The organism is Hominimerdicola alba (genome assembly GCF_900109655.1).
Taxonomy (GTDB): Bacteria; Bacillota; Clostridia; order Oscillospirales; family Ruminococcaceae; genus Hominimerdicola; species Hominimerdicola alba_B.
The window spans coordinates 148,089-173,445 of the sequence record NZ_FOAT01000002.1 but is presented as its reverse complement, the minus strand read 5'-3'; the positions used below and the strand labels follow the sequence as shown (position 1 = coordinate 173,445).

Here is a 25,357-nt window from a genome sequence, read left to right as displayed (position 1 = left end):
TTATGTGATAACGCTTTCATATCGTAATCTCATTATAACACAGTTTTCTTTACTTGTCTATTGGCATATAATTAGAATTGCAGAGCGGTTTTCGGTAAGTTTCACACAGTTTCACATTCAATTTTGTACATTTCAGCCAATACGATTTGTTGACTCTCTTTCAATGATGTCATATTCCAGCTGAACTATACGGTGTACCTCGCTGCTCTTTTTCATTTCAGCAAGAAGCATATTCGCACCTTCTCTGCCCGCCGTCTTATAATGCAGGTGAACAGAGGACAGCGGCACATAGAGCACTTTATCAAAGCGCGAATCGCCTACAGCACCGATCATGAGGTCTTCAGGGATACGGATACCGTTTTCACGGCAGTACAGCATAGCGCCCGCCGCGATATTGTCCGTAGCGCAAAACAGGCAGTCGGGCTTTTCTCTGCCCGAAAACATGTGCTTTGCCTTTTCATAACCCGAATCCATGCTGAATCTCGCTATCTCGCAAAATCTGGGATCAAGAGTCAACCCTGCATCGAGGACAGCTTTCTCAAATCCGACCCTGCGGTCTTTTCCCGCCGCCATATCCTCGGGGTTCGCACCGATGAAGGCAGGACGTTTCGCCCCCTTATCCAGCATGAGTTTGGTCATGTGATACGATGCGCCCAGATCGTTATGGCACACACAGTTGAAGCCTTTGAGCTTCTGTCCGACAATTATCGTGGGTACGCGCATTTTTGCGAGCAATGCGCGATGCAGGTCGGTTATGACGCTTGCAAGCAGTATCACGCCATCTACACGGTTCTGCCTGAACAGTTCAAGAGAGCTTATCTCGCGGTTATAGTCGTTGGCAGTGTTCACCAGCAGAAGTTCAAAGCCTTCCTCGCCCAGTACTTCGCCAATGCCCTCGGTTATCCTCGCTATACTCTCACTGGAAAGTTTAGGCAATATGACACCCACGAGCTTTGTCACCTTTGAGCGTACGGTCCGCGCCGAATAACTCGGCACATAGCCTGTTCTTTCGATGGCAGCCTCTATCAGAGCACGTTTATCGTCTGAAAGATAGCCGTCATTGAAATATCTGCTGACTGCCGATACCGATACGCCCGCTTCTTTGGCAAATTCCGAAATATTCATACTGCACCTCCTCGTATGATATTGATTTCATATATTATACCACATATTTCACTAAAAGTAAATATGAAACAAAAAATGTTTACAACTGAAAACAAATTTTCAGACTGAAAAAAGCACCGTATGAAACCTACGGTGCTTTTCACTCTATATCATGTTCTATATCACTTCTTCGCCGCTGTGCAGAGCGATAAGCTTGTCGCCCATTATGGTCTTCATCAGCTCAAAGGCGGGAATACCCGTGCAGTGTCCGCTATAATAAATAGTATCCGTCTGCGCCAGCTCGCGGGCTGTCTGAATGATGACTTCTTTTTCTTCCTCTGTGTGTTCGCCGTCATTCTTCATCATGTGGAAGCCTGTGATAACACGGTCAGGGGCACTGCCGAAGATATCTCTGTATCGGTCGAGGATATTCAGTATGCCGTTATGGGAACACCCTGACAGCAGCCAGCGCTTGCCTTCCTGTTCAATGACAAGGCACTGTTCGTGGGCGAAATCGTCCTGTACTTTTTCGCCGCCCTCATCACGCAGGAGCTTTCTGTTGCCCTGTGGGAAGCATCGTCTGCCTGTTATGCCGCTGAACAGGAAAAGTTCATCATCGAGCCTGACATCACCCTCGATAAGGTGTACATTCGGCAGGGCGAGAATATCCTTATCTATGCCGATATAGCGCTCACCATTATAATGCGGCTCTGCGGCGGACTTCTGCATGATTATCTGTGCCCTGTCATTTATCCGCGAAAATGGCATTATCCCGCCTGAATGGTCATAGTGTCCGTGGCTGAGTATAACGGTATCCACCGCTGTCAGGTCTATGCCGAGGACTTCAGCGTTTTTCACAGCCGCGTCAGTCTGCCCGCAGTCCAGCAGAAGCTTATGCTTTTCAGTTTCGATATATACCGATAATCCGTGTTCTGCGATACAACCCTCATGTCCGCAGGTGTTTTCAACAAGTGTAACTATTTTCATAATTTTCATACTGTCGCCGACAATGTAGCGACTCTCCTTTCTTACTTATTTCGATGATATCATATTCGGACGGTGATGTCAAGGTATTCATAATTATTGACAGAGCGGTGATGTAGTTTGGTAAACATATCCTCGTGCTTTTTCACAAAAAATGCAATAGCCTATTGACATATGTGACGAAGCGTGCTATACTGTTCGTGTTGGTAACATGGTAATACTTTACCACGCTGAATTTGACAGAGGAACGTCGTTGTGATATAATAAATTCGGATATGCCCGAATCGTAAGGAGTGCATTTAAATGAGCGAAAAACTTTGGAGAAAGAACCTGATAAACATTGAGCCCTATGTGGCAGGCGAACAGCCTAAAAACGAGAACATCATCAAGCTGAATGCCAATGAGAACCCCTACCCCCCCGCGTCAGGAGTGCAGGAAGTTCTGCGCAAAAAGGATATTTTCGACCTGAAAAAATATCCCTCGGCAGACGCTGTGCCGCTGAAAGCCGCTCTTGCGGAAAGATACGGTCTTGCACCTGAGAATGTGTTCTGCGGCAACGGCTCGGACGATGTGCTTGCCACAGCTTTCAGAGCATTTTTCAACTCGGATAAGCCTGTATTTTATCCCGATATAACATACAGCTTCTATACTGTATGGTGTGAGCTTCTGAAAATACCCTACGAGACAAAGCCCGTTGACGGTGACTTCCTTATAAATGTAAAGGACTTCTACCCCGAAAACGGCGGTGTTGTTATACCCAACCCCAATGCGCCGACTGCTATCGGTGTGGGCAAGGATTTCATCATCGACCTGCTTGAGCACAACCGCGATGTCATCGTCATCATCGACGAGGCTTATGTGGATTTCGGACGTTACAGCTGTGTCGAGCTTATCAAGGAGTACGATAATCTCATAGTTACCCAGACTTTCTCCAAGTCCCGTTCTCTTGCGGGAATGAGGATAGGTATGGCTTTCGCACAGCCCGAGCTCATCAGCTATATGCAGGCAGTCAAGGACAGCTACAACAGCTATCCCCTTGACCAGCTGGCTATCGAAACTGCTATCGCAAGCCTTAATGATGAAAAGTATTTCAGCGATACCGTTGAAAAGATAAAGGCTACCCGCGACCGCTCTGCAAAGGCTTTCAGGGATATGGGCTTCAAAGTTACCGACAGTGAGACCAACTTCCTGTTTGTATCGCACCCCGATATCCCCGCTGAGGAGATATTCGCATATACCCGCGAAAAAGGCATATTCATTCGCTACTTCAAAAAACCGGTTATCGACAAATGGCTGAGAATAACCATCGGTACGGATGAACAGATGGATAAGCTCATCGCCGCTGTTAAGGAGTGTATCGAAAGCAGGTGAACATTATGTTTCTTGAATACGCCGTCAAGCTGAAAAATGCAATGAACAGGCGCAAGGAAGAAAACGAACACTATGCCGCCGTAAGGCAATTCATAAACGCACCCGCAGGGGGCAAGCTGCTGGATATCGGTCTGGGCAGTGATGTTATGCTGCAAAAACTCAGCGATAAGGGGCTTGACCTTTACGGGGTGGATATATCCGCTTCAGACAGGGAGAGAAGCATCGACGAGATAGCCCTGATGGGGCAGGCAAACATCGAAGAACTGCCTTATTTCGATAATTTTTTCGACTGCGTGACTACTCTGCACACTCCCCCTTTGTGGGAAAACAAAACAGCCGCACTCAAAGAGATACTAAGGGTGCTGAAAGAGGGCGGAAGATTCGTCTGTCTGTTCACTTTTGACAGCGACACAGGTCTAGGTACACCTCCGCGTTCACTGAGAGAAACAGTAAGGCAGGCGGGTTTTGAAAAGGTCGCGGTCAAGATACTGCGTTCGGATGGTTCGTATCTGCTGACAGGAGAAAAGCCATGCTGAAAATAGTACCCATGACAGAGGAAAACGTGGCAGAAGCCGCAGCGCTTTCCGCAGCCTGCCTGAAAGAAGCATGGAGCGAGGAAGTCTGCCGCGCACAGCTGAAAAACGCAAATGACCACACTCTGCTGGCATATTCCGATGGCAGGGCGGCAGGGTTTCTCAGTTGCTGGTACATTGCGGGTGAAGCCGAGATAAACAATATCTGTGTTCTGCCCGAATTCCGCAGACAGGGCATAGCGCGAGCGATGTTTGAAGAGATATTCGCTAAACTTTCAGATGCCGAAAGCTGGGTACTGGAAGTCAGGGAATCGAACTCGGCGGCCATAGCCCTTTATGACAGTCTGGGTTTTGAAAAGGCGGGAGTTCGCAAGAACTTCTATGAAGACCCATGCGAAAACGCCGTTATAATGACTAAGCAAAGCACCTGACCGAGAGGTTTAAGTATGGCAGTATTCAGGAAGATACCACAAAACAGCTACCGTGAATTTATACAAACAGCCGATAAGCTTCCTTTCGGGAAGATATATCCCCTTTCCATAGCCGATGGCAGACAGGCGGGAGATATCTATACCGACGGAAAGGCTGTGCTGTTCCACCATCTGTGCGGTTTCGGGTATGTTGCGGACAAGGCTGATGATACATTTATAAACTGGGTCAAAGACCTTATGCGTAACGGCAGGCGGCGACTGGTGCTGTTTGCTGATGATGGTCTTGCAGAACATTTCGGTGAGGGGTTTGCTGTTGACAGCAGACTTTTCTTTGAGTACAGAAAGCCATCACCGCCAGAGTTTAATCTGCCCGAGGGCTATTCGCTTAAACGGCTTGACAGCGGACTGATATCGCAGATGGAGGGGCGTATCGTACCTGCTTTTTCGTGGGAAAGTACTGAAAGCTTTCTTGCAGGAGGAACAGGCTTCTGCGTGACCTTTGATGGCAGACCCGCGGCGTGGGCATTCTCGGCGGCGGCTGGCGGCAGAGAAGTCGATATAGGTGTTGAGACTGCCGAAGCGTATCGCAGGAAAGGTCTTGCCTATATAGCGGCGGCAAAAACCATCGACGATATACTCGATAGCGGCAGAACGCCGGTATGGGCGTGCCATGCAGGAAATGCAGGCTCGGCAGGGCTTGCAGAAAAGCTCGGATTCGAGCGTATAGGGGAATGTAAGACTTGTGTCATTACACCGTGATTTCACAATACGGAGGATAATATGAAGATCTTAGGAATAGAAAGCTCTTGCGACGAAACAGCGATATCCGTTACCGAAAACGGCAGAACTGTGCTTTCAAACATCGTCGCTTCACAGATAGATGAACACAGGCTGTACGGCGGAGTTGTGCCCGAGATAGCTTCGCGCCGCCATGCCGAAAATATCTCTTGGGTGGCAAAAGCCGCTCTCGAAGAGGCAAACTGCACCATGGACGATATCGATGCCATAGCTGTTACTTACGCCCCGGGACTGATAGGCGCACTGCTGGTAGGCGTAAGCTTCGCCAAGGGACTTGCAATGAGCACCAAAAAGCCCCTTGTGCCTGTGCATCATATCGCGGGACATATCGCTTCCAACTACATCTCCCACCCCGACCTTGAACCGCCTTACCTCTGCCTTGTGGCATCGGGCGGACATTCCCACATCGTTGAGGTGAAGGATTATACACACTACCATGTTGTGGGCAGAACACGCGATGATGCGGCAGGCGAATGTTTCGACAAGGTTGCGAGAACTCTGGGTTACGAATACCCGGGCGGAAAATTCATCGATGCCGCCGCAAAGCTAGGTGACCCCAAAGCCTATGACCTTCCCAAACCCCGCGTGCAGGGCAGCGAATATGACCTTAGCTTTTCGGGATTGAAGACCGCGGTGATAAACCTCGTCCACAACGCCGAGCAGAAAGGTGTTCACATCGACCGTGAGGGTATGGCGGCTTCTTTTCAGGCGACTGTAGCAAAGGCACTGGTGGATAAGACAATGCTCGCCGCTGAACATCTGGGCTACAAGACCATTGGTCTTGCAGGGGGCGTTTCAGCAAATTCGGGTGTGAGAGAACTGCTGCAAAAGGAGTGCGACAAGCGCAGTTTCAAGGTATATATGCCCGAGCTGAAATACTGCGGTGACAACGGCGCTATGATATCCTGTCAGGGTTATTATGACTACCTAGCAGGCAAGCGTGCAGACGGTTCCCTTAACGGCATAGCAACACTTTCGCTTGATGCGATTTCCGAATAAATAACGAAAAAAACAAATCGGAGAAGGCCTCTTTTATAAAGGTCTTCCCCGATTTTTTGTTATGCCTTTTTCTCATTGAGGTATTTTACAGCAGCCATAGCCGCAACTGCACCGTCAGCGGCGGCAGTTACAAGCTGACGCACTTCTTTCACGCGGTTGTCGCCCGCGACGTATATGCCCTCGGTCTTTGTCAGGCAGTTTTCGCCTGCAACAGCATAGCCCTTGTCATCAAGGTCTATCACCGACGAGAAATTCTGGTTTTCGGGAACTCTGCCCACTGCCACGAACAGTCCGCTTGCGCTGATATCACGCACACTGCCGTCCTTGGCGGTTATCTCGATAGCTTCCAGAGCGTTTTCGCCTTTCAGTGCGGTAATATTGCTGCTCAGAAGTATCTCCACATTCTCACGCTCTTTCAAACGCTCGAATTCAGCCTCAGAGCCGCGGAAACTGTCCAGCTTATGAACGAGGTAGACTTTCTCCACAACGTCTGCCAGATAAAGCGCATCTTCAAGTGCGACCCTTGTTCCGCCTGCCACAGCAACAGTCTTTCCGCGGAAGAACGCACCATCACAGGTAGCGCAGTAGCTCACGCCCTTGCCGATAAGCTCGTCCTCGCGGGCTACGCCCAGCTTGCGCTTATCCGAGCCTGTGGCTATGATCACAGTTCCTGCGCGGTAGCTTGCGGTGGGAGTATTCACCTGCTTGTACTCACCCTTATCCTCGATGCCAACAGCCTTTTCAAATACGAACTCAGCCCCCAGTGCCGATGCCTGTTCGTAAAGGCGCATAGCAAAGTCGAAGCCTGAGATATGAGGTGCTGTGGGGTAATTCTCAATGCTGTGAGCGTTGATTATCTGTCCGCCGAAGCTTGCGGCTTCAAGCAGAAGCACCGTTTTATTGGCGCGTCTCGCGTATACTGCGGCTGTCATGCCCGCAGGACCTGCGCCTATGATAACTACATCGTAATTCATAGCATCACCTCAGAAGCTCTTCGATAGCGCCCTTTCCGCGGAAACCTATGCTGCGCTTTGTTTCTGCACCGTCCTTGAAAGCAATAAGACAGGGAATGGAAGATATCCCGAACTGAGCGGCGAGAGCACCCTCATCGTCAACATTTACGCTTACTACCTTTATATCATCACGTGCGGCTGCTATCTCTTCCAGCAGAGGTGCCAGCATCTTGCAGGGACCGCACCAGTCTGCGTTGAAATCAACCAGAACGGGCTTGTCCGACTTCAGTACCACGTTTTCAAAATCAGCTGTTGTTACCTTAATTACTGCCATAACAGTCACTCCTTTTCAGTGTTTTCAATATTGTTGAGAACTTTCATTATCAACCCATAGAGAGCTGCGCCCTCTTCGGGGGTCAGACCTATGCAGCATCTCATCTGCTCGGGTACTGACAGCGCCTTGTCTTTAAGCGCCGAACCTTTCTCCGTCAGCACTATATTCAGGCTGCGCTCATCAGTCTCACTGCGGGTGCGGGAGATATACCCTTTGCTCTCCAGCTTTTTCAGCAGAGGTGTGAGGGTACTGGGGTCAAGCATAAGCGTATCGCCAATCTGATGAACGGTACAGCCGTCCTGCTCCCACAGGTACATCATCACAACGTACTGGGTATAGGTGAGGTCAAGCTCATCCAGTATTGGGGTATATTTACGCGTTACTTCCTTTGCACAGAGATAAAGCGGGAAGCAAAGCTGGTTTTTCAGTCTTAAAGCTTCGTATTTATCGCTCATATATATTTCTTGATCTCCTTTTCAAGCTCTTCGGGCTTAGTGGTGGGTGAATATCTGCCAACTACATTTCCTTCGCGGTCAACAAGGAATTTTGTAAAATTCCACTTGATGTCTCCCGCCTTTTTACAGCTGGTGCTGAGTTTTTCAACGCCCTTCATTATGGTCTTGTTGATAGGGCCTGTTACGCTGTCCTCAGCCATCTGCGATTTCAGGAAAGTATACAGAGGCAGTTCGTTTTCGCCGTTAACCTCGGATTTTGCAAATCTCGGGAACGTGGTGTTATAGGTCAGAGTACAGAACTCATGTATCTCATCATCGTTGCCGGGTGCCTGATGTCCGAACTGGTCGCAGGGGATATCCAGTATCTCAAAACCCTTGTCCTTGTATTCCTCATACAGTTTTTCAAGACCCTTATACTGGGGAGTAAAGCCACAGCCCGTCGCTGTGTTGACTATCAGCAGGACCTTGCCTTTAAGCTCGTCCAGACCAAACTCACTGCCATCTTTTCTTTTCAGTACGTTCTCATAAACTGACATATTACGTTCCTCCTTATAGTTTCAAAAGCATTGTATGCGATTTGTTTTTGTACAATTAATTTGTGTACAAACAAAATATACCACACTTTCTCCCGAATGTCAACACCCTTTACAAATTATTTACATTTATATTTTTCCCGAAATGAGCAAGTATATACAAAATGACAGAAAAAAGCCGTCCCGCGTTAACGGAACGGCTTCTGACAATAAAAAACAAATTATTAAAATTAAAAGTTCTTAGCTAACAACGCCGTGCTTAACTCTGTCTTCAACTTCACTGCGCTTAGCATCATTGAAACGATCGAGAGTGCCGACCAGATAACCTGTGATCCTTCTTATCCTCTGGAAAGGTACAGCAGAGAAATGGTAGTCCACTTCAGCATAATCGCCGTCAAGTGAAATATCTATGGAATCAATAGCCTTACCGGGATAAAGGTCATGTGCTCTGGAAATATATGCCTGCTTCTCTTCTTCGGTAAGCTCACCGTTCTTAACATTTACGTTTATCATGGAACATTCCTCTTTTCTTCATTATGTTGTACTGCGTATATAATCATAGCACAAGATGTTGTATTTGTCAAGCACTTAATCGATTAAATATGCACAATAACACAGTGTATTTTTTGGCAGAGTTCACGAATGACGGTTCATATTTTTGTATGATACGTAAGTTCATCCGCGGTGATAGCGCGGAGTTTCGGGTGACTGCGGGGCATTGTTAAAAAATCTACGATTTGAAGATAGGCACATAGTCGGATACCAGATATTGTGTCTGATGGCAGGTGTGTTTGCAAAATGGCATATGTGTCTTCGTAAAGTGTATATTCAGCCTGTTTACAGCCATACTAACCGTAAATTATGTAAAGGACTGATGCTTTTGTCTATCACAAAACGAGGACTTATCAAACTATCATTGATATCATTCGCGGCTGTCACGGCGCTTTCGGTAAAGAACATCATGCTGATGAAACGTGCCGAATCTGCTCAGCGGGCGGTTAACAATTCCTATACTGCCGCCGTTGAAGAGCTGGCGGGAAGCTGCGAAGATATCACCAACGTGCTTGAAAAACAGCTGTATTCCGGTTCGGGTCAGGTACAGCAGGCACTTGCCGCTGACCTCTGCCGTGAAGCTTCTGCGGCAAAATCAGCACTTGCAAGGCTCCCTGTGGGTCAGATGGATCTTGAAAACACCAATAAATTTCTGTCACAAGTGGGTAATTATTCGATGTCGCTGTCAAAAAAGCTTCAAAACGGCGAAAAGCTCACCGCAGAGGAATACAGCAGTATCTCGAAGCTTTGCAGTTTTTCAAAAACACTGAGTGACAGGCTGTGGGAGCTTGAGGGCGAAGTCGCCTGCGGAGAATTGTGCTTTGAGCGTGCTGAAGGCTTTATGGCAGACGAAGAACCGCCCCATGTCACCGAGGGGTTCACTGATTTTGAGAGCAGTTTTGACGATTATCCCAAGCTTATATATGACGGACCGTTCTCCGATAATATTCTCGAACAAACACCCCGAATGACCGAAAATGCCGAAGAAGTGGACAGGGACTACTGCCTGCAAAGGGCGGCAATGGCGCTGGATATCAACCTTTCCGACCTAACCCAAAGTTCGGAGGTAGGCGGAAAGATGCCCGCTTGGAGGTTCTCGGACGATGATGACGGAGTGTTCTGCGAGGTGACGAAAAACGGCGGATATATCTCGTATTTTCTGAATATGAGAAATGTCGATGCCTCGAAGCTCGCTAAGGATACGGCTGTTGAGAAAGCGGAGGAATACCTCGACCAGCTTGGGATACTCTCCATGGAGATGACCTACTACGAGATACAGAACAACGTGATGACGGTGAATTTCTGCTACAGCGACCTCGGCAAACGTATCTATCCCGACCTTGTGAAAGTCTCGGTGGCGATGGATAACGGCGATATACTGGGCTACGATGCCCGCGGATTTCTTACCAACCATCATAAACGAGAATACAATGACAAGCTGTGTTCGGTGCTGAGAGCGAAAGAGGAAGTCTCACCGAAACTCAGCGTTATCAGCAGCCGCACAGCGGTGATACCCACCGATGGCGGCGGAGAAGTCCTCTGCTACGAATACACCTGTCGGGCAGGAAACGGCCGCAAAGTGCTGGTGTATATAAACGCTGTCACCGCTAAAGAGGAGCAGGTACTTCTTCTTGAAGAAAACGAAAACGGCACACTGACCATCTGATGAAAGGAGAAAAAATTATGGATATGGCAAATTCAAAAACCGAGGAAAATCTCATGAGGGCGTTTGCGGGTGAAAGTCAGGCGCGTAACAGGTACACCTTCGCCCAGAGGAAATTCGCATCTCAGGACTACGCAGTTTCGGAGCTTTTCCGCTTTACAGCCGAGCAGGAGAGGGCACACGCCCAGGTGTTTTATGATTATTTAAAGGAGTTCTCGGGACAGCAGATAAAGGTCTGCGGTGACTACCCTGTTGATATCAGCGATGATCTTCTTACCATGCTCGAATTGTCTGCCGAGGACGAGCGCCATGAATCCGGAGATATCTACCCCGAATTCGCCCGTACAGCCCGCGAAGAGGGTTTTGCCGATATCGCACGGAGCTTTGAGAACATCGCAAAGATAGAGAACGCCCACGCCGAAAGGTTTTCCGCTTTCGCTGACCTTATCCGCCTCGGACAGCTTTACAGCTCTGACAATGAGGAAGTATGGGTGTGCATGAACTGCGGCTTTATTATGACAAGCACTCAGCCACCCGAACAGTGCCCCGTATGTAATGTGCCTCAGGGCTATTATATCCGCCTGAAAATGACCGAATGGGGCATGGACAGCAGCATCTGAATCCTGCCTGAAACGCAGCTGTTATGAACAAACTCTAAAGTATACCGAAATAATCCAATTTTTATCTCGGGGCATCTTTACTTTTCCGGAAATATATGTTATAATATATCAAAACCCAAAAGGAGGAATTCATAATGGCATATTCAGTAACTAAGGATACGGTTATCGGCGATATCCTCGATACAGATTTTGACGTTGCTCCCCTGTTTCTTGAAATAGGTATGCATTGTCTGGGCTGCCCCGCTTCAAGAGGCGAGACTATCAAGGAGGCTTGTGCTGTTCACGGCACAGATGCTGATGCTCTGGTAGAAAAGCTCAACGCTCATTTTGCAGCAAAGGCTTGATATCGAAAACAAAACGGCTGCGGCGGATATCATACCGTCACAGCCGTTTTTTATTTTGTCAGCATCATGTCACAGCTGCCTTTTTTACACCGAAAACCAGCTTTTTGCCGCCCTCTTCACGTATCATTGCCGCCCTTGCGACTACTGACATCGGTCCGTCGGGGGTGGTTATACTGTACTTTATCGTGAAGCTTCCGTCCTTTTCGACACAGTTCATCACGTTCTCTTTAGTGAACTGACTTCTGAATCTCTCGCAGTCTTCCTCACTGTAAATGACCTTATGGCAGGTATCTCTGCCTGCCTTGAAGAAATCCTTGCCGCGTTTTTTAAGACCGTAGCCCTTGTACATATTAGTGGCGCTGTACTCCACGTAATCCTCTGTCACCGGGTCGATGGTATACAGGCATATATAGTCGCCCGAAAGCGCCATCATGCGGGAGAATACAGCCTCATTGCGACGTATCTGCTCCAGCATCTGGTTCTGTTTCATCTGCTGATCCACATTTCGTGTACCGATTATGATATGGTCCGGATCATGCTGCATACGCATAACTTTCAGGCTCATGTAAACGAGCTCGCGATCTGACATCTGCCTGTAGGTTATGGTGAAAGTTCCCTGCTCGTCCAGTTTTTTCAGAACGTTCTCCTTGGTGAACACTGCTATGAAATTATCTGCATCTTCACTGTACAGTATCTTCACGGCATCAGCGCGGCTGGCGGCAAAGAAATCCTTGCCGTGTCTTTCAAGTGCAAGTTCGTCCTCGCCTCGTTTTGAGCTGTATTCCACGAACTCATCATTTCTGAGATCAACATAGTAAAGGCTGGTAAAATCCGCTGCCAGCGCCCTTGCGATGTTTTCATAAGTAGTACCATTGCTGTTGTCCCTTACCGAAAGCACAGCCACTGCAACCGCGTATGTACCATTGGGATTCACCGCTATCCTGCGCATACATGAATGAACAGTCACACTGCCCATCTGCTCATCTACCATGAAAGTATTCCTGTCATTGCGGCAATTAAGCAGAGCTTTCAGGAAAGGCGATCTTTCATCAAGGGTGGTCTCACCGTAGTTGAAAGCATTATCACTTATCTGCATACCAAAATTTCTGTGCATGAACTCTCTGTACGAACTGTTTGAACGTGTAAAGCGCACAAGACCATTTCCTTTAACCTCTATGACTGCCATGGGCATAGAATCAAAGTACTTATCCAGACTGACATTATCGCCCTGTGCCACCGAGGATATATCATGAAGGCTTATCCTGCCCACGATATCGTAGTACTGGGACTGTTCCGGTTCTTCAAAACCGATCTGTATGCCCAGAGCGTATTTTTCCAGTATCTTCTCAACAGGTATGGGCTTCTGGTAATAATATCCCTGAAGCTTTGCGCAGCCTGCCTCCAACAGGAACTTAGCCTGTTCCTCTGTTTCAACGCCTTCACAGACAGTATCCAGTCCCAGGGCGTTCGCCATTCTCAGCAGCTCCGTCAGCATTATCCTGGACTTAGGTCCGTTGTTGAACTGCTGCATGAATCTCATATCAAATTTCAGCAGGTCGAAGGGCATACTCTGCAGCATATCCAGTGAGGAATAACCGCTGCCGAAATCGTCCATCCATACCCTGAAACCAAGGGCACGGAATCGCTCAACCTGTTTTTTCATAAAATCAAAATCATCGCCCAGCACGCTCTCGGTTATCTCTATCGTCAGCATACTGTGATCTATCCCCGCCTTGTCAACGCGGCGGCATATCTCGCTTACGATATCACAGCTGTCGAAATCAGAGCGCGAAAGGTTCACGGACTGTGGCATAAGATTCAGTCCTGCCCCCGAAAGAGTCTTAATCTTCTGTAAAACGCACTCCACCACAAAAAGATCCAGCTTGTATATCAGTTTATGATTCTCCAGCACAGGAATGAAATCACCGGGGGACATAAAGCCCATTACGGGGTCTATCCATCTTGCCAGAGCTTCTTCATCGCATACCCTGCCGTTAACGGCACGGACTATTGGCTGATAGTACACCTTTATCCAGCGTTCCTCTATTGCCTTATCCAGGTTTGCGATGATGTACTGCTGTCTTTCCTCGGCATCCTTCATCTTCATGTCGTAGTAGCTGAATTCGGAAGAATAGAGGTTTTTCAGCGTATCACAGGCAAACTTGGCTCTGTCGCACGCCATACTTGCAACTATGCCATCGAACCAGTGCTTATATATGCCTACGTGTACGGGAAGTGTCTGCACATCTTCCATGGCGGCACATTCCTCAAAAAGGGATTTGAGCTCTGTTTCAATGCCCTCAGCTTTTGTTATGACTGCAAAATGATCCTGTCCCAGACGGCTGGTGTTCTCATTGCCGAAATGCTTAGCCAGCACCCGCGAAAATGCCTGCAGGAGCTTATCACCCTCAGCAAAACCGAATTTGTGGTTATAGTACTTCATGCCGCTGAAATCCATATACAGCATTGCAGGCGTGCCGCCGTCCAGTTCGATCACTTTTCTTTTGTAGGTAGCAAGTTCAAAGAAGTATGTCATGCCTGGCAGACCGGTAAGATGATCGTAGTAGCTGGCTTTCAGGGAACTGTCTTTGTACAGCGCTGTATTGAATGAATCGGTCAGAAGAGATGCGCTCGCTTCATTTCCGCAGCAAACACCTTCATAGGTATACCACACCTGTGCCAGACGTACGCCCGTATCCGTTTGTATATGCTTTGCCTGGGCGTGTATGATATTGTAACTCTCGCCGTCTTTTGCCTTTGAACGGTATACTACATCATATCCGGCAGCGTCAGCGGTAGCAAATCTGTAAGCCGCATCAGCAATGCGCCCTGTGTCATCGGGGTGAGTATCCTTGTACATATTGTGATCCATATCGTAGTAAGCCTTTTCAGGATCATCGTAGCCGAAAAGGTCGCAAAAACCCTTTGAGAGTATCAGCGTGACTACACGTTTATCTATAAACTGGTATATTGCAAAGGGGATATCGGCTTTTTCCATCAAAGCACGTTCATTATCAGTAAAGCGATATCTCTCCATTACATCTCACCTCGCTGTCAATCGTTGCTAAAGTCGTGACATTACATAAATTTTATCACACTTCACAGAAGCTGTTTATTATATTATAACAGACGTTACATTGTATGTCAATGATTTTGATAAAATTAATAAATATAACTTAATATTTTGTTCAAATTTTCCGTTTGAAGTTAAAACTTGCGAATATACGTAAAATTTCCGTTAAATGCCTTGACTTTGGGAAATAATGGTGTTATAATGTATCCCGACAGTTCGCTTGCGCCATCCTGTCATATGTCGGCAACGGCATAAAATCAAAACCAGGGCACATAACGGTATTCGCTTGGGTCTTATGGCTCATGCTGATATTCTGTGCGCCTGCATTTTTTTGCGGACGCATTATTTTTTTGGAGGATAAAATGTATCATCTCAAAACTGAAGCACATTTTGACAGCGCACATTTTCTTGCAGGATACAACGGAAAATGCGCTAATATACACGGGCACAGCTGGAAGATCGAAGCTGAGATATATGGCAGCGAGTTACAGCAGGCGGGAGAAAAGCGCGGTATGCTCATAGATTTCGGCGACCTTAAAAATGCTGTACGCGGTCTGGCTGATTCTTTCGACCATACGCTCATATATGAAAAAGGCAGTCTTAAAGCGGCTACCCTTGTGGCACTTGCTGAGGAGGGTTTCTCCCTTATAGAAGTGGATTTCCGACCTACTGCCGAAAATCTGGCTAAGCATTTTTATGATATGCTGGCAGCGCAGGGATTTGCAGTCAGCAGGATAACGGTATATGAAACTCCCGAAAACTGCGCGTATTACGAGGGTGAATGACATGGGTACATTCAAGCTTGTGGAAAGCTTCGTGAGCATAAACGGCGAGGGCAGGTTCGCGGGTGAACTGGCGCTGTTCATGAGATTTGCGGGCTGTAATCTTCAGTGCGACTGGTGCGATACCAAGTGGGCTAACAGCGCAGATGTGGCATATACCGAAAAGAATGTAAGCCAACTGGCGGATATTGCAAAGTCTGCGGCAGATGAATATGGTCTCCACCGCGTGACCCTTACAGGTGGCGAACCTCTTTTGCAGAATGATATCGCAGAGCTGATAAACGCACTGAACGATATCGGTATAGATGTTGAGATAGAAACAAACGGTTCGGTGGCGATAGCGCCTGTGGCTGAAAAATGCAAGGTGCGTCCCGAGTTCACTATGGACTACAAACTGCCTTCCAGCGGTATGGAAAGCCGTATGTGCCTTGAGAATCTTTCTCAGCTGAAAAACAGCGACACACTGAAATTCGTGTGCGCATCAAGGGAAGATCTTGAACAAGCGGCATTGGTGCTGGATAGGTACAAGCCTGTATGCAAGGTATATCTAAGCCCTGTTTTCGGGCGGATAGAGCCTAAGGACATGGTGGAGTTCATGAAAGAAAAGAAGCTGGGCAGGGTGAACCTGCAATTACAGCTTCATAAGTTTATATGGGATCCAAATGAGAGAGGGGTCTGAAAATGGATAAGGAAAAGATAATGTTTCACATAAAAGGCTTGCTTGAAGCCATAGGCGAAGACCCTGAAAGAGAGGGTCTTAAAGATACTCCTGCCCGCGTAGCGAATATGCTTTCGGAAGTGCTGGAGGGTACTGCCTATACAAACCACGAGATAGCCGAGATGTTCGGCAAGACCTTTACTGCCGAAGATATCGGCGCCGAGGAAGCCATCATCATGAAAGACATCACCGTGTTCAGCTACTGCGAACACCATATGGCGCTGATGTATGATATGACCGTGAATGTGAGCTATATCCCACGCGGAAAGGTACTTGGGCTCAGTAAGATTGCACGTATCTGCGAGATGGCTGCTAAGCGTCTGCAATTGCAGGAAAGACTGGGCAGAGATATCGCGGAGATAATCTCCGAAGCGGCAGGAACTCCCGATGTGGGCGTAAAGATAACAGGCTGCCACAGCTGTATGACGGCAAGAGGTATCAAAAACACCTCCTCCCACACCGAGACACGCACATATCTCGGTGCATTCAAAACTGACAGCGACCTTAAAAGATCACTTGACTGAGGTGCGATATGAAAGCATTGGTATTATTGAGCGGCGGACTTGACAGCGCCACCTGTCTTGCTCTCGCCATAAAAAAACACGGTAAAGAGAACGTCAGAGCCCTTTCTGTATTCTACGGACAGAAGCACGACAAGGAGATAAAGGCGGCGCAGGATGTTGCCGCATATTACGGTGTAACGCTGAAAACTCTCGACCTTGCGCTTATCTTCGCGGATTCTGACTGCTCACTGCTGACAAATTCGGATAAGGAGATACCTCACGAAAGCTATGCCGAACAGCTGACCCACACCGAAGGCAAGCCTGTTTCCACCTATGTACCTTTCCGCAACGGACTTTTCCTGGCTTCGGCGGCAAGCATAGCAATATCCCTTGACTGCGGGGTCATCTACTACGGCGCCCACGCTGACGATGCGGCTGGCAATGCTTATCCCGACTGCTCGCAGGACTTCAACGACGCCATGAACAGGGCAATAACCCTCGGCAGCGGCGAACAGGTGCATATCGAAGCGCCCTTTGTAGGTCTTACAAAGGCTGACGTTGTGAAGATGGGCACCGAGCTTGGTGTGCCTTATGAACTTACATGGAGCTGCTACGAGGGCGGCAGCAAGCCCTGCGGAAAGTGCGGTACCTGCATCGACAGGACGGCGGCTTTTGAGGCTAACGGACTTACAGACCCTCTGCTGAAAGGAGAATGAACATGGCAGGCAGAACAGAAAACGAAAGAGGCAGCATATCTCTGCTTGGTAACAATAACACAAAGTACAGCGCGGACTACGCTCCCGAGGTACTGGAAACTTTCCCTAACAAGCACCCCGACCGTGATTACTTCGTGAAGTTCAACTGCCCCGAATTCACAAGCCTTTGTCCCATAACGGGTCAGCCTGATTTCGCGACTATTTATATTTCATACATCCCCGCTGAGAGAATGGTGGAGAGCAAATCGCTGAAGCTGTATCTGTTCAGCTTCCGCAACCATGGCGATTTTCACGAGGACTGCGTGAATATCATCATGAATGACCTCATAAAGCTGATGGAGCCTAAGTACATCGAGGTATGGGGAAAATTCCTGCCCCGCGGCGGCATTTCCATCGACCCTTACTGCAACTACGGCATAAAGGGCACAAAATGGGAAGAGCTTGCATGGCAGAGACTTGCACAGCATGATATGTATCCCGAGCTTGTAAACAACAGATGATCTAAAAATATACCCCCGCGTTCTGATCCCAGAACACGGGGGTCTTGTATTTACCCAGAAATATCAGAAGTTAGCGCCGTTCCAGCCCCAGTCGGGGGTATCGGTGTAGCTTACATATATACGCGAGGGGCTTATGCCTAACTCGTCACCGATTATCTCAGATATCTTACCTGTGAGCTTGTTCTTGGCAGACCTGTCAGCAGTGCCGTAGATGCTTACCTGTACCATTGCGGCAGGGTCGGAAGTACCCTTGAACCACAGCTTATACTCAGGCTCGATACCTACCATGAGCCAGCTTTCGGACTTGCCGGGTATAGCGGTTATCGCCTGACCCATAGCTGTTTTGATGCTGTCTTCCTTTTCAGCGGAAACCGCTGCGTTGGTTTTGATGTTGATGAAAGGCATATTAAAGACCTCCTATTATTTAATATAGTATATATAGTTTTCCTTGCGGGGCTTTTCTGCGGGGTAGTCGCCCTTGATGTGGCCTACAACACAGTGGCCTATGCCCTCGTAATCACCTGTAATGCCAAGTTTTGCCAGCAGTGCTTTGCCCTCTTCGGATTCAAATTCTTCCTTGGCGCGGTGTATCCAGCAGCTGCCCAGACCAACATCGTGGGCTGCCAGCATGAGATTTCCCATAACAAGGCTGCCATCGTAGATATACGTGCTTGCGCTCTTGTCAGCAAGTACTATTATAACAGCTGGTGCGCCGTAGAAAGGGTCAAAGCTTTCGTCCTTGCCCATAATGCGGGCATTCATTGCTGAAAGCTCATCGCGCACCTTTTTATCGGTCACACAGATCATTATCGGTGACTGCCTGTTCATACCCGTAGCGGCGAAAGTTCCAGCTTTCAGGATAGTTTCCAGCTGTTCCTCGGTGGGCATTTCGTCGGTGAAAGCCCTGACGCTTCTTCTGGAGATTATCTTGTCCATTACTTCGCTCATGTTACTGCCTCCTTTTAGTTCAATGGTTTACCTATATATTATATCACTTTTATGGGGTTTTCATCTATCGGCTGAATGCACGAAATACGAGGTCATAATTTGTGTAAAAAAACGGCGGTACGCCACAGCCAATATCCGGCTACCACAACAAATCTCAGCATAAAAAAATGCCCCAAAGCACGTTTAAATGCTTCGGGACAAAACTTTGTATACGGATATTAATATGCTGTTTTATTACTCTTCTTCGCCGCTCTCAGTATCCGTCTCAGCCGCTTCCTTTTCTTCGGGAGCTTCTGAGGGATCAGCCGATGTCTCAGAAGGCTTTGGAGTTTCCTCAGCCTTGGGTGCTTCGGGCTTATCATTCACAAAATCATCTATGGCATTTGAGATGTTGTTCTCAGCCTTGCGCATGATCTCGCCGAAAGTATTGAAGCTCTCTGCCGCGTTCTCAATAGTGCTTTTCAGCATATCCTTGAAGAAATACCCGCCGCGGGCTTCTTCCTTTTCAGGCTGTACAGTCTTCTCTGCCTTTTCGACCTTTTCAGCCGCAGGCTTTTCCTGCTCACCCGAGGAGGGCGCAGTAAATGTGGAAGAAATGTTGTTGGCGGTTATAGTGCTGCCTGTCTTTATCTTGGAATAGATGAGGTCAAGCGCCTGCTTGGGCAGTGTAACGTTGGTAAGCACGAACTTTATCCTGCCTGCATCGTTGTCTGCATCTATCATGGAATCAACGCCGTCAGCAGTTATCTTCACGTTGGTGAAAGTCACACTGCATCCGCTGCCCACCTTTGCCATCACCATCGAGAGGGCATAAGCCGTCATGGTCATGTTTTCAAATGAAAGGGTACTGCCCGCTGTGGGACTGCCTATCATCATGCAGCTGCGGTCATCGCAAGGGCGGATAGTTACCTCGTTCATTCTGAAAGTGCAGCCGCTGCCTATCTGCAAAAGCTTTTCAGCAAACTCGCTCTCGTTGATATCAAGGGCTGTGCAGGTGATGTTCATGCCGTCCGAACCTGTGGTGAAACCGCCTGCGTTATCACTGCCGTTATCCACATAATCGGGAGCGCTCTTATCACCGCCGAACAGTTCTCCGTCAGGGTCTATACCCTGCTTTACCTGCTCGATAAGGCTTTCGATGTCGAAACCTTTTCTCGCCTTTTCGATGATGTTGTCAACATCAGCACCCTGCTTTGCCATATCTATCAGCTTCCTGAAAGGACTTCCGCCTGCAAATGGGTCACGGAAGATGAATCCGCTGTCCTTGCTTGAAGTATCTCGGCTGAAGAACCCGCGCTTTTTGCCGTTCTCATTGATCCACTGCTGATATGTCATATTTTCAAGCCCTGCATAGGCTTCAACGGACAGAGGTGCTATGAACTTTGCAGGTGCTTTCTCCTGAGTGATGACGATACACCAGTCCTCGGCGCTTTCAGAGTTGAAAGGCAGTTCGAAAACTCTCAGCAGACCTGTTTTGTCACGCTTGCTGATAACAGGCTCGTAGCGGTTCTTATCCAGGGCAAAAGTCAGCCTGTCGTCCCATCTGTTTTCGGGGAAAATGTTCACCAGCGAGACTTCGTCCCCGTCCTCGTTATGTCCGCCAACCATAGCAAATCTGAATGTATAATCGGTGAACTTTTGCAGCTTCATTCTGCTTATTATCTGCGACCTGTGCCTGTCATGGTCGCCTATCTCCCAAACCTCGGCAGTACCGAGTGAAAGGGTTATAAATGTGCGCAGCCCCGAATTGGAGCGGCAGCTTTTGTCAAACGCGAATTTTCTCGCATCAAATTCTATTATCTTGCTCATCTGTTGTTCCTCCGTGTTTATCTCTGCGGTCGGAGCGTGAGCAGATATCAGTCTTATCTCACAGTCGCTGACATACTCTGCCCGACCGTTCTTTACAAGCCCCGCCGCCCTTTTAGGGTAGGTGGTGCCGATCACTTTGCCGTTTTCGTCTGTTACAATAATGTTTTTTGTCATGGGTGTCCTCCCCTTTGTAACTCAAACCTTTTTCTGTTGTACGATGTCCGTTTTTTATTATGGGTGACATCCCCTCATCGTTATCTGTATGATACCACATTTTGCCCCCGGTGTCAATGTAAAATAGGTGAAATTCACGGACAAGCCAAACGATACAAGAATATGCGACAGTATGCAGCCGCACACATTCTCATCCAAACCGATTTGAGCCCTTTGCACCAAATAAATACCATAAAATTCCGACCTTTTGTCCTTTTGGCTGAAAATCAAAAAACCTCTTGACAAATCGGAGATATCGGTGTATACTCATATTTGTTAACAGCAATGGCGCTGTGGACGCTTAGTCCGCAGCGCTTTTTATTATTCTGGAGGGATAATTATGATAAGCGTACCCGAGATATTTGGCTCAGATGTATTCAATGAATCGGTAATGAGAGAAAAGCTGCCCAAGGCAACTTACAAAGCACTGAAAAAGACTATGGACTACGGCGATCCGCTAGCACCCGATGTTGCTAACATCGTTGCAAATGCCATGAAGGATTGGGCAGTTGAAAAGGGCTGCACACATTACACTCACTGGTTCCAGCCTATGACAGGTCTTACTGCTGAAAAGCTAGACAGCTTCATCACACCTGCCGAGGGCGGCCATGTTATTATGGAATTCTCGGGCAAGGAGCTGGTAAAGGGCGAGCCTGATGCTTCCTCATTCCCCTCAGGCGGACTGAGAGCTACTTTTGAAGCAAGAGGTTATACCGCATGGGATCCTACTTCCTACGCTTTCATAAAGGAAAAGACCCTCTGCATACCTACAGCTTTCTGCTCCTACAACGGTGAAGCACTGGATAAGAAAACTCCCCTGCTGAGATCTATGGAAGCTATCAACAAGTCTGCACTGAGAGTACTGAAGCTCTTCGGTTCCGATGCTACAAGAGTTATCTCCAACGTAGGTCCCGAGCAGGAATACTTCCTTGTTGACAGAGAGATGTATTCTCACAGAAAGGACATGATCTTCACAGGCAGAACTCTCTTCGGCGCACCCGCACCCAAGGGTCAGGAGCTTGAAGATCACTACTTCGGTACTATCAAGACAAGAGTTGCCGCTTATATGAAGGATCTGGACGAACAGCTATGGAGACTGGGTATCCATGCCAAGACCAAGCACAACGAGGTCGCTCCCGCACAGCACGAGCTTGCTCCCATCTACGGCACTACAAATATCGCTACCGACCACAATCAGCTGACCATGGAGATCATGAAGCGTACTGCAAGAAAGCACGGCTTCAAGTGCCTGCTCCACGAAAAGCCTTTTGCAGGCATCAACGGTTCGGGCAAGCACAACAACTGGTCGCTTTCAACAAATACAGGCATCAATCTTCTCGAACCCGGCAAGACCCCTGCGGAGAATGCTCAGTTCCTGCTGTTCCTGACTGCTGTTATCAAGGCAGTGTTTGATTATCAGGACGTACTTAGAGCCTGCGTAGCAACTGCGGGCAACGATCACAGACTGGGCGCTAACGAAGCTCCTCCCGCTATAATATCCATATTCCTCGGCGATGAGCTGACAGGTGTTCTGGATTCCATCGTTAACGGCTACAAGTATGAGGGCGAGCACGTTGAGATGGAGATCGGCGTTGACGTTCTTCCTCACTTCGCTAAGGATACTACCGACAGAAACAGAACTTCTCCTTTTGCTTTCACAGGCAACAAGTTCGAGTTCAGAAGCCCCGGTTCAAGACTTTCCTGCGCAGGTCCCAATACAGTACTCAACACCATCGTTGCAAAGGTACTGGACGATTTCGCAGATGTTCTTGAAAAGGCTGATAATTTTCAGGACGCACTGGACGACCTCATCAAGAACACCATCAAGGAAAGCAAGAACATCATCTTCAACGGCGACGGCTATTCTGTTGACTGGGTAGCTGAGGCTGAGAAGAGAGGTCTGCTGAACCTGAAGAGCACCCCCGAGGCTATACCCACATATCTCGCACCCAAGAACGTTGAGCTGTTCTCGAAGTACAATGTTTACAGCGAGACCGAGCTGAGATCAAGAGTTGAGATACTGCTGGACGAATACTGCAAGACAATCAACATCGAAGCTCTGACCATGATAGATATGGCTAAGAAGGATATCCTGCCTGCTGTTGCTACCTATATCAAGGAGCTTGCACAGACTTCCGCACTGGCTAAGGAATGCGGCGCAGATACCTCTTTCGAGGACGATCTTGTAAAGAGACTTTCCGCACTGGCTTCACAGACCTACCGCAGACTTTCCGCACTGGAAGAAGCAGAGATCAAGGCAAAGGATATCGACGATGTTGAAGCACTTGCTAACTACTATCACGATACCGTATTCGTTGCTATGGGCGAGCTGAGAGCTTCCGCTGATGAGATCGAAACTCTGGTAGGTGAGAAGTACTGGCCTTATCCCACATACGGTCAGCTGCTGTTCTACGTTAAATAATCAATTACGTATACAAGAGTGTATGAGGCATCGTTCCTCATGCACTCTTTTTGTTTACGGCTATCCCTTTAGTACACCACTCCAAAGCGATATATAACAATAAACTATCGTGTTGATGATATCCTTTCCCCCGCCTGCAGCGGGGGAAAGGATATCCACCAAGTATTTCAAGTTCCGATATAACACAAATAAATTTGGTGTGTCAGCGGTATAACCATATAATATATATTTGAGATGTATTCTTCCACCTGCCGAAGGCGGGGCACTATAAAGAAGTCTTTTTACGATCGATTTGACAGAGCAAAAATCGTGTGCTATAATTGTTATTAAGATAGATTGGAATTTGTGAGGCTATTAATGAACGTAATGTTATATGATGATAAAGACTGGATCCTTTCAAAAGAGGCATTCTTGATTTATGCTTCGTGTATGCACCATCCGACATATGAGGACTTCAAAAAACAAATGGAAGATTTGTTAAACGCCCCATTTGTGAGTGTATATGTATGCGAGAATCAAGGTGTGAAAACAGGAATGATTATTCTGAAACTATCAGATGCTGTAGCGGAAATCATTGGAATAGCTGTATCTGAAAAAGACCGTCGTAAAGGAATCGGCAGCAATATGCTCCAATATATAATGGAATCAGAGGATTTGGAAAGAATAGAAGCACAAACGGACGATGATTCGATCGGATTCTACCGTAAGTGTGGCTTTGCCGAGGAAAGAATCGTAGTTGAATATCCTGATGGAGTTGCTGTCCGATACAATTGTGTACTAAGCAAATAGACAAATTATGATTTATCATAATGCCCCTGAGCGCCTTTCAACGCTCGGGGGCAAAATTTCTTTATGGCTATCCGCATTTCGGCGCGGCGAAGAATACCGCCGACTATTGATCTTGCCCGTCAAAAGACGGTTCAGTGTGAAGTGTCAGAAGGATAACCATATTTAACAACACAGCATCGCAGATTTTTTTAGTTGATATTTTCGGTTAGGTGTGGTATAATCAGTACAGAAAACAACGAGGGAGACCTCAGACGAGAATATCACCGAGGAGGAGATAGTATGAAAATAACATCTGCTGAAGCAGCTAAGATCCTGAGAGGATACACCGATGAATATAATAATCTCTGCATAGCAGAGCGCAACGGCAAGGAGTACAACGCAGCTGTGGGCGAAGACCCCGACGAACTGCGTCCCGAATACGACTACGCGTCTACTCAGGCACAGCTGGAGGAGCTGGACAGAAAGATAAGAAAGCTGAAACACACCGTGAATGTATTCAACTGCACCACCGAAGTCCCCGGGTTCGATATGACCATAGACCAGGTGCTGGTGTACATACCTCAGCTGAATGCACGTATAACCAAGCTGTTCGCCATGAGGAACGTACTGCCAAAGCGCAGATGCACTTCAAGCAACTACAATAATATCATCGACTACACATACACCAACTACGACCCTGCCCAGGCAAAGGCTGATTACGAAAATGCTCGTAACACCCTGGCAAAACTGCAGACTGCTCTTGACTTGGTCAACAGCACGGTAACAATGGAATTCGAGCCTTGATAAAGGCTTGATATCCCGCTGACGTTCCCAAAAAAGATTTATTCTTTTATGAGTACAGAGATCAGGTACATGGTATAGGTTATTGGTTATTATTTTTGTTATCCGTTATTTAGTAAGGTACAATGTTTTCTCTGATTTTTTACAAAACCGGTGAACGTCAGGAAAGCTTCCGCCGCAGAAGCTCGGTCATAAGCGGCAAGCCCGTCGGGGGATATCCCCTGACGGGTCTTTTTGTGATGTATCTGTTATCATGCTAGGTGAACTAAAAACATCGGCTTAGCTAACATAAGCAAGGTTTATTAACACAAAGGGTATTGACAAGAAAAAAGCGGCGTGATAAAATTAAAATATCAAATAAAAAAATATCCGTGTATACGGCGGGACGGACGTATCACCCCGCCGCTTCGGGAAAACATACTTTCAGAGA

At 47.7% G+C, this 25,357-nt stretch carries 27 protein-coding genes; 16 read left to right on the top strand and 11 right to left on the bottom strand.

The annotated features are described in order from the left end of the window. Positions 1-132 precede the first annotated feature (132 nt). Entirely contained in the window at positions 133-1,125 is a 993-nt protein-coding gene (locus BMY75_RS02880) for a LacI family DNA-binding transcriptional regulator (protein WP_074829450.1), read from the bottom strand. A 156-nt stretch (positions 1,126-1,281) separates the two neighbouring features. Continuing rightward, positions 1,282-2,091, bottom strand: a complete 810-nt coding sequence (locus tag BMY75_RS02875) for an MBL fold metallo-hydrolase (protein WP_074829447.1) — start codon at positions 2,089-2,091, stop codon at positions 1,282-1,284. A 300-nt stretch (positions 2,092-2,391) separates the two neighbouring features. On the opposite strand from BMY75_RS02875, the gene hisC reads away from it, so the two are divergent. The 5 genes from hisC to tsaD are packed head-to-tail and all read left to right on the top strand — an operon-like array spanning position 2,392 to position 6,220. Continuing rightward, on the top strand, positions 2,392-3,459 hold the full coding sequence (gene hisC, locus BMY75_RS02870) for a histidinol-phosphate transaminase (RefSeq protein ID WP_074829444.1): 1,068 nt from the start codon (positions 2,392-2,394) through the stop codon (positions 3,457-3,459). A gap of 5 nt (positions 3,460-3,464) precedes the next feature. Further along, a complete protein-coding gene (locus BMY75_RS02865; protein WP_074829441.1) occupies positions 3,465-3,995 on the top strand; it encodes a class I SAM-dependent methyltransferase in 531 nt (176 codons plus the stop codon). After that, positions 3,989-4,423 carry a ribosomal protein S18-alanine N-acetyltransferase gene (gene rimI / locus BMY75_RS02860; protein ID WP_074829438.1) on the top strand — a complete coding sequence of 145 codons (435 nt, stop codon included), beginning with the start codon at positions 3,989-3,991 and terminating at the stop codon, positions 4,421-4,423. Before BMY75_RS02865 ends, rimI begins: the two co-directional genes overlap by 7 nt. A 15-nt stretch (positions 4,424-4,438) precedes the next feature. Further along, positions 4,439-5,182, top strand: a complete 744-nt coding sequence (locus tag BMY75_RS02855; protein WP_074829435.1) for a GNAT family N-acetyltransferase — start codon at positions 4,439-4,441, stop codon at positions 5,180-5,182. 21 nt (positions 5,183-5,203) lie between these two features. After that, complete coding sequence (gene tsaD / locus BMY75_RS02850; protein WP_074829431.1) at positions 5,204-6,220, top strand: tRNA (adenosine(37)-N6)-threonylcarbamoyltransferase complex transferase subunit TsaD; 1,017 nt, start codon at positions 5,204-5,206, stop codon at positions 6,218-6,220. Between the two features lie 59 nt (positions 6,221-6,279). Here the strand turns inward: tsaD and BMY75_RS02845 are convergent, their stop codons facing one another. The 5 genes from BMY75_RS02845 to nrdD form a co-directional block, all read right to left on the bottom strand. After that, on the bottom strand, positions 6,280-7,194 hold the full coding sequence (locus BMY75_RS02845) for an NAD(P)/FAD-dependent oxidoreductase (protein ID WP_074829424.1): 915 nt from the start codon (positions 7,192-7,194) through the stop codon (positions 6,280-6,282). A 4-nt stretch (positions 7,195-7,198) separates the two neighbouring features. Further along, positions 7,199-7,507: a thioredoxin gene (gene trxA / locus BMY75_RS02840; protein ID WP_074829419.1), complete on the bottom strand. Its 309-nt coding sequence runs from the start codon at positions 7,505-7,507 to the stop codon at positions 7,199-7,201. Between the two features lie 5 nt (positions 7,508-7,512). After that, positions 7,513-7,962 carry a MarR family winged helix-turn-helix transcriptional regulator gene (locus BMY75_RS02835; RefSeq protein ID WP_074829416.1) on the bottom strand — a complete coding sequence of 150 codons (450 nt, stop codon included), beginning with the start codon at positions 7,960-7,962 and terminating at the stop codon, positions 7,513-7,515. Continuing rightward, a complete protein-coding gene (locus tag BMY75_RS02830) occupies positions 7,959-8,498 on the bottom strand; it encodes a glutathione peroxidase (RefSeq protein ID WP_074829413.1) in 540 nt (179 codons plus the stop codon). The genes BMY75_RS02835 and BMY75_RS02830 overlap by 4 nt, the downstream gene beginning before the upstream one ends. Positions 8,499-8,735: 237 nt before the next feature. Then, positions 8,736-9,008 (bottom strand): anaerobic ribonucleoside-triphosphate reductase, encoded by a 273-nt coding sequence (gene nrdD, locus BMY75_RS02825; protein ID WP_024858331.1) that lies wholly within the window; start codon positions 9,006-9,008, stop codon positions 8,736-8,738. Between the two features lie 367 nt (positions 9,009-9,375). Here nrdD and BMY75_RS02820 point away from each other — a divergent pair, with 367 nt between their 5' ends. The 3 genes from BMY75_RS02820 to BMY75_RS02810 all read left to right on the top strand — a co-directional run bounded on the left by BMY75_RS02820 (position 9,376) and on the right by BMY75_RS02810 (position 11,674). Beyond that, entirely contained in the window at positions 9,376-10,713 is a 1,338-nt protein-coding gene (locus BMY75_RS02820) for a PepSY1/2 domain-containing protein (protein WP_074829411.1), read from the top strand. 23 nt (positions 10,714-10,736) lie between these two features. Further along, positions 10,737-11,330 (top strand): rubrerythrin, encoded by a 594-nt coding sequence (rbr, locus tag BMY75_RS02815; protein ID WP_242940150.1) that lies wholly within the window; start codon positions 10,737-10,739, stop codon positions 11,328-11,330. Positions 11,331-11,464: 134 nt separating this feature from the next. Then, entirely contained in the window at positions 11,465-11,674 is a 210-nt protein-coding gene (locus BMY75_RS02810) for a DUF1858 domain-containing protein (protein ID WP_074829405.1), read from the top strand. 64 nt (positions 11,675-11,738) lie between these two features. Here BMY75_RS02810 and BMY75_RS02805 read toward each other — a convergent pair whose 3' ends face one another. Then, a complete protein-coding gene (locus BMY75_RS02805; RefSeq protein WP_074829402.1) occupies positions 11,739-14,711 on the bottom strand; it encodes a sensor domain-containing protein in 2,973 nt (990 codons plus the stop codon). Between the two features lie 398 nt (positions 14,712-15,109). On the opposite strand from BMY75_RS02805, the gene queD reads away from it, so the two are divergent. The 5 genes from queD to queF are packed head-to-tail and all read left to right on the top strand — an operon-like array spanning position 15,110 to position 17,966. After that, positions 15,110-15,532: a 6-carboxytetrahydropterin synthase QueD gene (gene queD, locus BMY75_RS02800; protein ID WP_074829398.1), complete on the top strand. Its 423-nt coding sequence runs from the start codon at positions 15,110-15,112 to the stop codon at positions 15,530-15,532. Between the two features lies 1 nt (position 15,533). Beyond that, positions 15,534-16,208: a putative 7-carboxy-7-deazaguanine synthase QueE gene (gene queE / locus BMY75_RS02795; protein WP_074829395.1), complete on the top strand. Its 675-nt coding sequence runs from the start codon at positions 15,534-15,536 to the stop codon at positions 16,206-16,208. 2 nt (positions 16,209-16,210) lie between these two features. Then, positions 16,211-16,771: a GTP cyclohydrolase I gene (gene folE, locus BMY75_RS02790; protein ID WP_170844234.1), complete on the top strand. Its 561-nt coding sequence runs from the start codon at positions 16,211-16,213 to the stop codon at positions 16,769-16,771. Positions 16,772-16,779: 8 nt separating this feature from the next. Beyond that, positions 16,780-17,466, top strand: coding sequence for a 7-cyano-7-deazaguanine synthase QueC (gene queC, locus BMY75_RS02785; protein ID WP_074829388.1), 687 nt, complete (start codon positions 16,780-16,782; stop codon positions 17,464-17,466). 2 nt (positions 17,467-17,468) lie between these two features. Continuing rightward, positions 17,469-17,966, top strand: coding sequence for a preQ(1) synthase (queF, locus tag BMY75_RS02780; protein WP_037288311.1), 498 nt, complete (start codon positions 17,469-17,471; stop codon positions 17,964-17,966). A 63-nt stretch (positions 17,967-18,029) separates the two neighbouring features. Here queF and BMY75_RS02775 read toward each other — a convergent pair whose 3' ends face one another. The 3 genes from BMY75_RS02775 to BMY75_RS02765 all read right to left on the bottom strand — a co-directional run bounded on the left by BMY75_RS02775 (position 18,030) and on the right by BMY75_RS02765 (position 20,897). Beyond that, positions 18,030-18,371, bottom strand: coding sequence for a phenylpyruvate tautomerase MIF-related protein (locus BMY75_RS02775; protein WP_074829384.1), 342 nt, complete (start codon positions 18,369-18,371; stop codon positions 18,030-18,032). Positions 18,372-18,386: 15 nt separating this feature from the next. Next, positions 18,387-18,914, bottom strand: coding sequence for a nitroreductase (locus tag BMY75_RS02770; RefSeq protein WP_074829382.1), 528 nt, complete (start codon positions 18,912-18,914; stop codon positions 18,387-18,389). 234 nt (positions 18,915-19,148) lie between these two features. After that, positions 19,149-20,897 (bottom strand): hypothetical protein, encoded by a 1,749-nt coding sequence (locus BMY75_RS02765; RefSeq protein ID WP_074829379.1) that lies wholly within the window; start codon positions 20,895-20,897, stop codon positions 19,149-19,151. Positions 20,898-21,276: 379 nt separating this feature from the next. Between BMY75_RS02765 and BMY75_RS02760 the strand changes: the two genes are divergently transcribed. The 3 genes from BMY75_RS02760 to BMY75_RS02750 all read left to right on the top strand — a co-directional run bounded on the left by BMY75_RS02760 (position 21,277) and on the right by BMY75_RS02750 (position 24,930). Continuing rightward, positions 21,277-23,358, top strand: a complete 2,082-nt coding sequence (locus BMY75_RS02760) for a glutamine synthetase III family protein (protein ID WP_074829376.1) — start codon at positions 21,277-21,279, stop codon at positions 23,356-23,358. Positions 23,359-23,715: 357 nt separating this feature from the next. Further along, entirely contained in the window at positions 23,716-24,147 is a 432-nt protein-coding gene (locus BMY75_RS02755; protein WP_074829374.1) for a GNAT family N-acetyltransferase, read from the top strand. A 279-nt stretch (positions 24,148-24,426) separates the two neighbouring features. Beyond that, positions 24,427-24,930 carry a hypothetical protein gene (locus tag BMY75_RS02750; protein WP_074829371.1) on the top strand — a complete coding sequence of 168 codons (504 nt, stop codon included), beginning with the start codon at positions 24,427-24,429 and terminating at the stop codon, positions 24,928-24,930. The last annotated feature ends 427 nt before the right edge of the window (positions 24,931-25,357 follow it).